At 44.5% G+C, this 11254-nt stretch carries 11 protein-coding genes; 4 read left to right on the top strand and 7 right to left on the bottom strand.

Going from position 1 to position 11254, the window contains the following annotated elements; genetic code table 11:
* The first annotated feature begins 159 nt into the window (after positions 1-159).
* The 4 genes from MAHAU_RS04830 (at position 160) to MAHAU_RS04815 (ending at position 4543) form a co-directional block, all read left to right on the top strand.
* The gene (locus tag MAHAU_RS04830) at positions 160-612 is read left to right on the top strand and encodes a MarR family winged helix-turn-helix transcriptional regulator (protein ID WP_013780598.1); all 453 of its coding nucleotides are present in this window, start codon (positions 160-162) and stop codon (positions 610-612) included.
* A gap of 36 nt (positions 613-648) precedes the next feature.
* On the top strand, positions 649-2385 hold the full coding sequence (locus tag MAHAU_RS04825) for an ABC transporter ATP-binding protein (RefSeq protein ID WP_013780597.1): 1737 nt from the start codon (positions 649-651) through the stop codon (positions 2383-2385).
* On the top strand, positions 2378-4186 hold the full coding sequence (locus tag MAHAU_RS04820) for an ABC transporter ATP-binding protein (RefSeq protein WP_013780596.1): 1809 nt from the start codon (positions 2378-2380) through the stop codon (positions 4184-4186). The genes MAHAU_RS04825 and MAHAU_RS04820 overlap by 8 nt, the downstream gene beginning before the upstream one ends.
* Before the next feature lie 126 nt (positions 4187-4312).
* Positions 4313-4543, top strand: coding sequence for an HPr family phosphocarrier protein (locus MAHAU_RS04815; protein ID WP_013780595.1), 231 nt, complete (start codon positions 4313-4315; stop codon positions 4541-4543).
* Between the two features lie 69 nt (positions 4544-4612).
* On the opposite strand, the gene MAHAU_RS04810 is transcribed toward MAHAU_RS04815, so the two are convergent.
* Genes MAHAU_RS04810 through speE form a run of 7 tightly spaced genes read right to left on the bottom strand, consistent with a single transcriptional unit; the run spans position 4613 to position 11245 of the window.
* A complete protein-coding gene (locus MAHAU_RS04810; protein WP_013780594.1) occupies positions 4613-6010 on the bottom strand; it encodes an oxaloacetate decarboxylase subunit alpha in 1398 nt (465 codons plus the stop codon).
* Positions 6011-6026: 16 nt separating this feature from the next.
* A complete protein-coding gene (locus MAHAU_RS04805; RefSeq protein WP_013780593.1) occupies positions 6027-7157 on the bottom strand; it encodes a sodium ion-translocating decarboxylase subunit beta in 1131 nt (376 codons plus the stop codon).
* Positions 7158-7172: 15 nt separating this feature from the next.
* The gene (locus MAHAU_RS04800; RefSeq protein WP_013780592.1) at positions 7173-7574 is read right to left on the bottom strand and encodes a biotin/lipoyl-containing protein; all 402 of its coding nucleotides are present in this window, start codon (positions 7572-7574) and stop codon (positions 7173-7175) included.
* Positions 7575-7595: 21 nt separating this feature from the next.
* The gene (locus MAHAU_RS14950) at positions 7596-7964 is read right to left on the bottom strand and encodes an OadG family protein (RefSeq protein ID WP_013780591.1); all 369 of its coding nucleotides are present in this window, start codon (positions 7962-7964) and stop codon (positions 7596-7598) included.
* 17 nt (positions 7965-7981) lie between these two features.
* Entirely contained in the window at positions 7982-9532 is a 1551-nt protein-coding gene (locus MAHAU_RS04790) for an acyl-CoA carboxylase subunit beta (RefSeq protein ID WP_013780590.1), read from the bottom strand.
* Between the two features lie 11 nt (positions 9533-9543).
* Positions 9544-10404, bottom strand: coding sequence for an agmatinase (speB, locus tag MAHAU_RS04785; RefSeq protein WP_013780589.1), 861 nt, complete (start codon positions 10402-10404; stop codon positions 9544-9546).
* A gap of 7 nt (positions 10405-10411) precedes the next feature.
* Entirely contained in the window at positions 10412-11245 is an 834-nt protein-coding gene (speE, locus tag MAHAU_RS04780; RefSeq protein WP_013780588.1) for a polyamine aminopropyltransferase, read from the bottom strand.
* Positions 11246-11254: the final 9 nt, after the last annotated feature.

The raw sequence follows: 11254 nt of genomic DNA, 5'->3' as shown, positions 1-11254 counted from the left end.
GCATATTGAATAAAATTATTTCTACAAGCATCGACACGAATCAGCACATACGATGAATTTGCCATATTACGAATCGAAGAGTCACAAAAAATCAATTGACAACAAAAATATTTTGTTATAATATTAATTAGACGTCTAAATAATAAAGGAGGAGTTATATTGGGTTCTCCAGATGAAAGCTCGTTGCATTTCCTATTACACCAAATAATACGTTATCATTTTATAAGACTGCATGACCTTTTAGCAAAGATAGGCCTCTATCAGGGACAACCGCCCGTGTTGTTTATGTTGTGGGAACACGATGGGCTTACTCAAAAAGAAATCGGAAAGGCTCTAAACCTAAAACCACCAACTGTTACAGTAATGCTTAAAAGGATGGAAAATGCCGGTTTCTTAGAACGTCGACCTGACAGCAAGGATATGCGCCTTTCGCGCGTATATCTCACTGATAAAGGCAGAAATGCACGAGCAGAAGTAGAAAATGTATTTCAACAACTGGAAAATGAATGCTTTGATGGCTTTACAATGGAAGAAAGGATCTTATTAAGACGCTTCTTTATACAAATACGCGATAATTTATGCAAGGTAAACGGCAGCGGTATGCGCTTATAATAGTTAGACGTCAAATGATTTGTTGGAGGAGTATAAATGAGAAAGTTATTATCATACTTGAAGCCATATTGGAAATCGACATTACTAGCCCCAATTCTTATGTTTATAGAAGTCACATGTGATCTTCTGCAACCAACTCTGCTGGCCAGTATAGTGGATAACGGCGTAGCTAAAGGCAATCTTTCCTATATAATAAGGACAGGAGGATTAATGCTATGCATAGCCCTAATAGGCATGGTCGGAGGTATGGGCTGTACGGTGGCGTCCAGCATATCCAGCCAACATTTCGGAGCGGATCTTCGCTCTGCGGTATTCAAAAAAATCCAATCTTTTTCATTTTCTAACATAGACAGATTTAAGACATCATCGCTCATAACACGCCTTACAAATGATATAACCCAGCTCCAAATGATGGTATTAATGTCTTTGAGGATGATGATCCGCGCACCCTTATTGTTTATAGGTGGTATAATCATGGCTATATCCTTAAATGCTAAATTATCTCTTATATTAGTAGTATCCATACCATTACTAATCTTGGTCCTGTATAGGACGATGAAAAAGAGTACACCGTTATTTTCTATGATGCAACAGAAACTGGACAGAGTCAATGCCGTTATAAGGGAGAATCTTTCAGGAGTACGTGTTATCAAAGCTTTTGTGAGAGCCGAACATGAAAAGAATCGCTTTGCAACCGCAAACGATGATCTCATGCAGATATCATTAAGGGCTTTCGGTCTCATCATAATAATGATGCCCATAGTAATGCTTATAATGAATTTAAGTATAGTAGCAGTATTGTGGCTGGGCGGGATAAATGTAACCGCTGGAGATATGGAAGTGGGACAGGTAATGGCCTATATAAATTACATAACTCAAATATTGTTTTCTCTTATGATGATCGGAAATATGCTGCTGTTCATCACGCGCGCATCCGCTTCAATCCAGCGTGTAAATGAGGTGCTGGACACACCTGTAGATATTCGAAATAATCCCGACGCAGAATTCACACCAATATCCTCAGGACATGTGTCTTTCGAGAACGTATTGTTCGGATATAGCGAAAACAAAGAGCACCTGGTGCTTAAAGGAATAAATTTTCATGTGCAATCTGGCCAAACCATAGCCATCCTAGGTGCAACTGGTGCTGGTAAATCTACACTGGTAAGCCTAATACCACGATTTTACGATGTTACCGATGGCAGCATAAAGGTAGATAATAGAGATGTGCGCTCAGTAGATCTGGCTACTTTAAGAAGCAGCATAGGCATAGTGCCACAGGATACCATATTATTCTCAGGAAGTATAAAGGATAATATACGCTGGGGCAAAAAAAATGCAACAGATGAAGAGATAATAGAGGCAGCTAAAATAGCCCAGGCTCATGACTTTATAACGAGTTTCCCTGACGGCTATGAAACACAGCTCGGCCAACGTGGCGTCAACCTGTCCGGTGGACAAAAGCAGAGGATTGCTATAGCCCGAGCGATAATAAAGAAACCCCGCATCCTTATATTGGATGACAGCACCAGCGCCGTGGACATGGTTACTGAACAGCGTATACAACAAGGATTAAAACAATTCATAAAAGAGTGTACTACATTTATCATAGCTCAACGCATAAGCTCGGTGATGGATGCTGACAAGATACTCATACTCAGCGATGGTCGCATAGCAGCTCAGGGTACACATTATGAGCTATTAAAATATAGTTCTATTTATCAAGATATATATAATTCACAATTAGGAGAGGGGGCCCTTATAGATGCCTGAACCGGGAAGAGGACATCATAATAGAGTTTATACAGTAGTAAAACCGAGAGATACAAAAAATACATTGAAAAGGCTATGGCACTATTTATCAGAACATAAAATCAGACTGTTTACTGTATTGATATTAGTAGCTGCAACGTCAGCATTAACGTTGGTAGGGCCATACCTTATAGGTAAGGCAATCGATGACTATATCACGCCGCATGATCTCACTGGTTTATTTCATCTTTTATTGGTTATGGCAGTTGTTTATGCTCTTACATCCTTATTTACATGGCTTCAAAGCTATACCATGATAAATATATCGCAAACTACCGTGCGCAATTTAAGAAAAGATGCATTTGATAAGCTTCAAGTATTGCCCGTCGGCTTTTTTGACACAAAACCTCACGGTGACGTAATCAGCAGGCTTACCAATGACATAGACCTTATAAACAATGCATTGAGCACCAGCCTGACACAAATATTTTCCAGTATTATCACGTTGCTGGGAACAATAAGCCTGATGCTATGGCTAAGCCCTCTGCTGACCTTAGTAAGTATGGTAACGGTACCTATAATGTTTATTACCACAAGCATAATAACAAAACACACCAGACGATATTTTTCAGAACAACAGAAAGCCTTAGGTACCCTTGATGGTTTTATTGAGGAAAATATATCAGGACAAAAGGTAGTTAAAGCGTTCGTCCGCGAAACTGAAGAAATAGAGCGATTTGAAAATACTAATGCGGAATTAAAGAATATCGGCATTAAGGCGCAGATCTATTCCGGCATAATAGGACCTTTAATGAATGTATTAAACAATATGGGATTTGCCATCGTAGCCGGGGTCGGCGGATGGCTGGCTGTACAGCATATAATAACAGTTGGTACAATAGCTGTATTTATAAACTACACCCGACAATTTACACGCCCGTTAAACGAGCTGGCCAACCAGATAAATACAATCCAATCAGCTATAGCGGGCGCTGAAAGGTTGTTTGAAATAATGGATGAAATGACAGACCCGGCTGATAATTTAGATGCTATAGAGCTTACAGATGTTAAAGGCGATGTAGAATTCCAAAATGTATCATTTTCATATAAACCTGGCGAACCAATACTTAAGAATATAAGCTTCCATGCTTATTCAGGCCAAACTATAGCGCTGGTCGGCCCTACCGGTGCAGGCAAAACCACTATAGTCAATTTGCTTATGCGTTTCTATGATATAGATAGCGGAAATATATTCATAGATGGATATGATATAAAACAGATCACCAGAAGCAGCCTACGCTCGTCCCTTGGGATAGTATTACAGGATACTTATCTCTTCTCAGAATCTATAATGGATAATATACGGTACGGCCGTTTGGATGCTTCAGATGATGAGGTCAAGGCTGCTGCCCGATTAGCCAATGCAGAACAATTTATATTAAGCCTTCCGGATGGTTACGATACTGTATTATCAGAAGACGGCGGTGACCTAAGCCAGGGTCAACGCCAGTTGTTGGCCATCGCCAGGGCTATCCTGGCTGATCCTGCGATATTGATATTAGATGAAGCTACGAGCAATGTAGATACGCGTACCGAGCAGCATATACAGGAGGCTATGCTCAAACTGATGGAGGGCCGTACCAGCTTTGTAATCGCCCATAGGCTCAGCACCATACGCAAAGCGGATGTAATACTAGTAATAAATGATGGGCAAATAATCGAACGCGGCAACCATGCTCACCTATTGAAGCAGAGGGGATTCTATCATAATCTTTATATGAGCCAGTTTACCAATATACGAAACCTGACTAATGCTATTTGATAAAATTTACTGAGGCAAAATAGCACAATTTTATAGACGGGCTTTTATACATAATGTATATTGAACATATCTCAATATTATGATACCCTATAATTGTAAATAACAAATACGAAGGGGGACTTTGCGATGAAGACAGTAAATATAAGGCTGCAGATGGCTGAGAATGTTAAGAAATTTGTAGGTATAGTGAGCAAATATCCGTATGAGATCGATTTGCGTTCAGGCAGACATGTGGTGGACGCCAAATCTATACTGGGCATATTCAGCTTAGATTTGAATAAACCAATAGTAATGGAAATATACAGCGATGACTGTGAAGATCTTTTGAACGAGCTGAAGGAATTCATAGTGGAATAATCCACTACATACCAAAAAGGAATAGCCGCATGATATCATGCGGCTATTCCTTTTTATCATAGCGCTGCTTTATACTGGATGGACTTCATTTTCCTCATCGAGCAATGTACTATCTATTTTATACTTCTGCGCTCTGCGGTATTTGAAGAAATCCATGGCTACTTGCGGGAATGAGGCATAACTCAATACATCCTCCTCCTGCTCCATATATTCCTTAATCTCATTGCGGAATTTATCCAACTGCGGTTCTAATAAATCCGCCGGCCGGCAATCTATAACAGGTTCATCGCCTATTATCTTCTTCTTTATTTCCTCCGATATAGGCACAGGCGGTCGCCCGTATTCGCCGCGCACATAGGCTTTTACTTCATTAGGTATCATCTTATAGCGCTCACCGGTTATAACGTTGAGCACAGCCTGTGTGCCTACCATCTGGCTCATCGGTGTCACCAGCGGCGGGTAGCCGAGATCAGCTCTGACGCGTGGCACTTCCTTAAGCACCTCATCGTATTTATCGAGCTGATTTTGTTGTTTGAGCTGTGATACGAGATTGGACAACATACCGCCCGGTACCTGGTATATGAGCGCATTTACATCTACGCTCAACACTTTTGGATCCAATGTGCCCATAGCCATATATTTTTCTTTTATGGGCCTGAAGTATTCAGCTATCTTATTTAACACATCTAAGTCCAGACCTGTATCATAGGGGGTATCTTTAAGCGCCGCCACCAGCGTCTCTGTGGGCGGCTGCGATGTACCCAGGGAAAATGGCGATATAGCTGTATCAACCACATCAGCCCCGGCCTCTATAGCCTTGAGGTAGCTCATAGATGCCAAACCGCTGGTATAATGCGTATGGACTTGTATAGGAAGATCCACCACCTCTTTTAAGCGTTTGACCAGATCGTATGTCGCATAAGGTGTCAACAAACCCGCCATATCCTTTATGCATATAGAATCAACGCCCAGTTCCACAAGTTGCTTAGCTATATCCACATATGCATCTAACGTATGAACCGGACTAATAGTGTACACTATGGTGCCTTGCGCATGGCCTCCCGCATCCTTAGTAGCACGAACGGCCGTTTCAAGATTGCGCACATCGTTTAGGGCGTCGAATATGCGTATTATATCCATACCGTTTCCAACCGAACGCTTTACGAACTCGGTCACCACATCGTCGGGATAATGCTTATAGCCCAATAAATTCTGACCACGCAGCAGCATTTGAAGCTTGGTATTTTTAGCCCTTTTGCGTATCTTGCGCAGGCGCTCCCATGGGTCCTCGTGCAAAAAGCGCAGAGCCGAATCGAAAGTAGCGCCGCCCCACATTTCTATCGAATGATACCCCACCTGATCTATTACATCTATTATGGGAAGCATTTCATCAGTGCTCATGCGCGTGGCTATGAGCGACTGATGGGCATCCCTTAAAACCGTTTCTGTTATACCTACTTTAGCCATAAAATATCACCTTTCTCTATCCGAATATCGCTAAAAACACACCGGCAGCCACCGCCGTGCCTATAACGCCCGCCACATTGGGTCCCATAGCGTGCATGAGCAGGAAGTTGCCGGGATTCTCCTGCTGGCCCACTACCTGTGTAACGCGCGCTGCCATAGGCACCGCTGATACGCCGGCAGAGCCTATGAGCGGATTAACCTTACCACCGCTCAATTTATACATAATCTTACCGAGCAGCACACCGCCGGCTGTGCTGACCGCAAACGCCACCAGCCCTAGTGCTATGATAAACAGCGTCTGTGGCGTCAGGAATTTATCGGCGCTAGCCGTAGCCCCTACCGTCACGCCCAAGAATATAACTACTATATTGTTGAGCTCATTCTGGGCAGTCTTGCTCAAACGATCCACCACTAACGACTCCCTGAACAGATTGCCCAACATGAGCATGCCCAGAAGAGGTGCGGCGGACGGCAGCAAAAGTGAACCGACTATAGTAACAACTATAGGGAATAATATACGCTCGGCCTTGGTCACCGGCCTCAATTGCTCCATGACCACGCTGCGTTCTTTCTTTGTAGTAAGCGCCTTCATAATAGGCGGCTGTATTATGGGTACCAGCGCCATATACGAATATGCCGCTATTGCTATAGCCCCTAAAAGTTCAGGTGCCAGCTTGGATGCCAAGTATATAGCCGTAGGCCCATCCGCACCGCCTATAATACTGGTAGCTGCTGATTGCGGTGCCGTAAACCCCATAAGCAAAGCCACTATAAACGTTAAGAACACGCCGAATTGAGCCGCCGCCCCAAGTAATATGCTTTTAGGGTTGGCTATTAGTGGCCCGAAGTCAGTCATAGCCCCCACGCCGAGGAATATAAGCGGCGGATATATATCGAGCTCGACGCCTTGGTAAAGATACCACAACAGGCCGCCTATATGGCCGCCGCCGGGTGGATTCATGAGCCCGGCCGCCGGCAGATTGGCCAGCAGCATGCCAAACGATATAGGCAGCAATAACAGAGGCTCGTATTTTTTCTCTATGGCGAGGTATAGGAGCACGCCTGCTATGGCCATCATCAGCCCCTGCTGCCATGTCAGTTGCAGTATACCCGTCTGTTGAAGAAGGTTTGTAAATATATCTCCCATGTCACTTTCCCTACCTTATTGCAACACGATCATGGGATCATTCGAATTTACCGATGCTCCTTTGCTGACAGCAACGCTTACCACTTTGCCGTCTTGCGGCGCCATAATCTCATTTTCCATCTTCATGGCTTCCAGTATAATAAGCACATCGCCCTTCTTAACCTCGTCTCCCTCTTTTACCTTCACATCCAATATGGTTCCAGGCATGGGAGCCGATACGGTAGTGGCACCTGCCGGTGCTGCTATCGGTTTAGCCTTTGGCTCTTCCGCTTTAGGAGCTGCCTGAGCTGGTGCCTCTGCCTTGGGTGCAGCGGGCGAAGCAGGAGCCGCTGCAGGTTTAACAGTTGTACCTTCTCTTATCTCCTCGACTTCTACCTCATATGACTTGCCATTTACATTTATCATAAATTTGCGCATAATTATCGTCCTCCATTTTTTCTATAATCTATTCATCAGTTGTTGTTGCCGACCCATTTTATTCCAAACTGGTGTATAAGGTGGCACACGTCTTATCGATTTTATATTGAGGTCATAAGCTGATACATTAAGGCTAGCCGCTACGGCAGCCGCTATAACAGCCACCAGCTCTTCTTCATCATCTTCAACTTTGACCTTTTGTACGGTATCCTCTTGCATGACACCCTCGGCATCATGTTGCACGGATGCTACCACAATCGTTTCTTTTTGTTGTTTCTTATCATCCTTACCTGCAAATGCATGTATTGCCTCTATGATGTATTGAAGCAATATCAATATAGCAAAGACTACTACTATACCTAGTATGGCTATAAGTATATCTTCCCACAAATTCGTTCACCCCCCCGTTATACCGGGAAATTCCCATGCTTTTTAGCCGGTCGCTCCTCGCGTTTACCGGCCAGCATCTCCAGAGCGGCTACAAGACGCGGCCTGGTTTCCTCGGGAACTATTATATCATCTACATAACCTCGGGCCGCTGCCCTATATGGGTTGGCGAACTGGCTCCTGTATTCCTCGATCTTCTGTTCTCTGGTTTCCATGGGGTTATCCGACGCCTCTATATCCTTGCGGAATATTATATTGGCTGCTCCATCCGGACCCATGACCGCTATCTCTGCCGTAGGCCACGCGAACACCATATCGGCGCCCAGATGTCGGCTGCTCATGGCTATATAAGCCCCGCCGTATGCCTTCCTCAATATAACGTTTATCTTGGGTACCGTAGCCTCTGAATAGGCATAAAGCAGCTTGGCACCATGCCTTATGACGCCACCGTGCTCCTGCCCTACTCCAGGCAAATATCCGGGCACATCGGTGAATGTGATGAGGGGTATGTTGAAAGCATCACAAAAGCGCACAAATCGCGCGGCTTTATCGGAAGCGTTTATATCCAGCGATCCTGCCATGACTTTGGGCTGATTGGCCACTATACCCACCGTCTTGCCATTCATACGGGCAAATCCTACCACCACATTCTGCGCGTAATAGGGTTGTACCTCGAAGAAATCGCCGTTGTCTATAACTGCTGTTATTATATCCTTGACATCATAGGGCTTATTTGGGTTATCCGGCACTATGTAGTTCAAATCAGGCGCCAAACGGTTAAGGTCATCATCGCATTCCTGCCATGGCACATCTTCTAAATTATTTGAAGGCAAGAAGCTCAACAGCTTTCGAATACCTTCTATGCAGCTTTTCTCATCGCTGTACATGAAATGCGCCACCCCGCTGATGCTGTTATGCGTCATGGCACCGCCCAATTGTTCGGCAGTCACTGCCTCGCCTGTCACAGCCTGTACCACCTGAGGACCGGTGATAAACATCTGACTGGTCTTATCGACCATGAATACAAAATCCATAAGTGCGGGCGAATATACAGCGCCGCCGGCACAAGGACCCATTATAACTGCTATCTGCGGTATAACGCCCGATGCCATGGTGTTCCTGAAGAAGATATCACCGTAACCTTTTAAGGCATCTACGCCCTCTTGTATCCTGGCACCGCCCGAATCGTTTATACCTATGACAGGTACGCCGTTCTTCATGGCCATGTCCAGTACTTTGGCTATCTTCATGGCATGCATCTCACCCAGCGATCCACCTACTACGGTGAAGTCTTGTGCAAATACATAGATAGGGCGGCCATCCACCGTACCATAACCGGTCACCACGCCGTCAGCCGGCGCTTCGGTTTTGTCCATGCCAAATTCCACACTGCGGTGCTGCACAAAGGCATCTATCTCTATAAAGCTGCCTTGGTCCAGCAGCAGATCGATGCGCTCACGGGCAGTCAACTTGCCGCTGGCATGTTGCTTATCTATGCGGGCTTGACCACCGCCTTCCTTTAGTTTGAGCTTTTTACTCTCTAGTTCTTGCAATTTGTCCTCGTTGCTCATGCTACTCCTCCTTAAAACAAAGCCAATAAGGCCTCGCGTATTATTTTAGCAGCTAAAATAGCTGTCCTATTGGATAAATCATAATCGGGTGACACCTCTACCAGGTCAAAACCTACGATATCCAAACCTTGCATAATATGAATGGCTTCTAGGATCTCACCTGATGTGCACCCCGCCGGTTCCGGTGTGCCAGTACCGTTGGCATATGCCGGATCTACAACATCTATATCAAGGGTTATATAAACCGGATGGCCTTTTAAATCGTGCAGGCACCGTTTAAGCGGCTCCAGCACTTCGAATTTGAACATATGCATATACTGCTTGGCATAATCAAATTCCTCTTTGATGCCCGAGCGTATGCCGAATTGGTATACATGCTCAGGCGGTAAAAAGTCTATTATTCTGCGTATGGCCGAGGCATGGGAATTCTTTTGACCAAAAAATTCATCCCTTAAATCGGCATGGGCATCGAAATGCACCAAATATATATCGCTACTGTATTTCTCGTAAACACTGCGCACAATGGGAACGCTTATAAGGTGTTCGCCACCTATAAACAGCGGCTTTTTATTATCATTTAATATATCAGACGCAGCACACCCTATTATATCGAGGCTTTGTTCAGCACTACCGAAAGGCAGTTCTAGATCTCCATAATCAAAGAACTTTATGCTATCCAAACTCCTGTCCAAATAAGGGCTGTACTCCTCTATGGAATACGAAACCTCTCTTATGCTCTGTGGGCCGAAACGCGTGCCCGGCCTGTAACTTACGGTATAATCCATGGGTGCGCCGACCATGACGATATCGGCACCATCATAATCTTCAATGCTGCCTAAAAACCTATTGCCCCATTTTGTCTGATTTAACATATCCGCCTCATAATCCACCTTTTATAATATTTTTTACAAACTCCGGCAGCACAAAAGCCGCTTTGTGCAATTCGGGCGTATAGTAGCACATATCCATCCCTTTTACGTCTATTCGTACGTCTATAGGATCATAGCTCTTTGAACCTATGGTAAAGCTCCACATGCCGCCGGGATACGTAGGCACATGGGCCAGATATAGGCGCGTTATCGGAAATACTTCTGATATCGAACGGTATATGTCCGATATCAGTCCGGCATTATAAAAAGGCGATTCTGTCTGCGCCACAAATAGGCCATTATCGCTCAGCGCATCATACAAGCTTCTATAGAATTCTTGATGGAACAAACCTACAGCCGGTCCTATAGGGTCAGTAGAGTCGACTATGATGACATCGAATTCGCCTTTATGTTCTTGAACGAATTTTATACCGTCACCAATTTCCACATGGCATCTAGGATCATCCAATGCACAACTTATCTCCGGGAGATACTGTTTGCTTACCTCAACGACCCTTCCATCTATTTCGGCCAAATAAGCGGCCTCCACGCTTTTATGTTTGAGCACTTCCCTTATAGCCCCACCGTCGCCCCCTCCTATAACCAATACTCTTTTAGGGTTCGGATGCGTAAATAAAGGCACGTGCGCTATCATCTCGTGATATACGAACTCATCGCATATAGTGGTCTGTATAATACCATCTAAAGCCAGCAATCTGCCGAATTGATATGTATCCAGCACCGCTATCTGCTGATACTGGCTCTTTTCTGTATGCAATACATCTTTAACCTTGCAGGTTATACCCAACTCAGGCGTTTGTTTTTCTGTAAACCATAATTCCATATTTTATCA

The organism is Mahella australiensis 50-1 BON, assembly GCF_000213255.1.
In the GTDB taxonomy this organism is placed as follows: Bacteria; Bacillota; Clostridia; order Mahellales; family Mahellaceae; genus Mahella; species Mahella australiensis.
The sequence above is the reverse complement of the archived record's forward strand: the minus strand, read 5'-3'. Positions and strand labels throughout refer to the sequence as shown.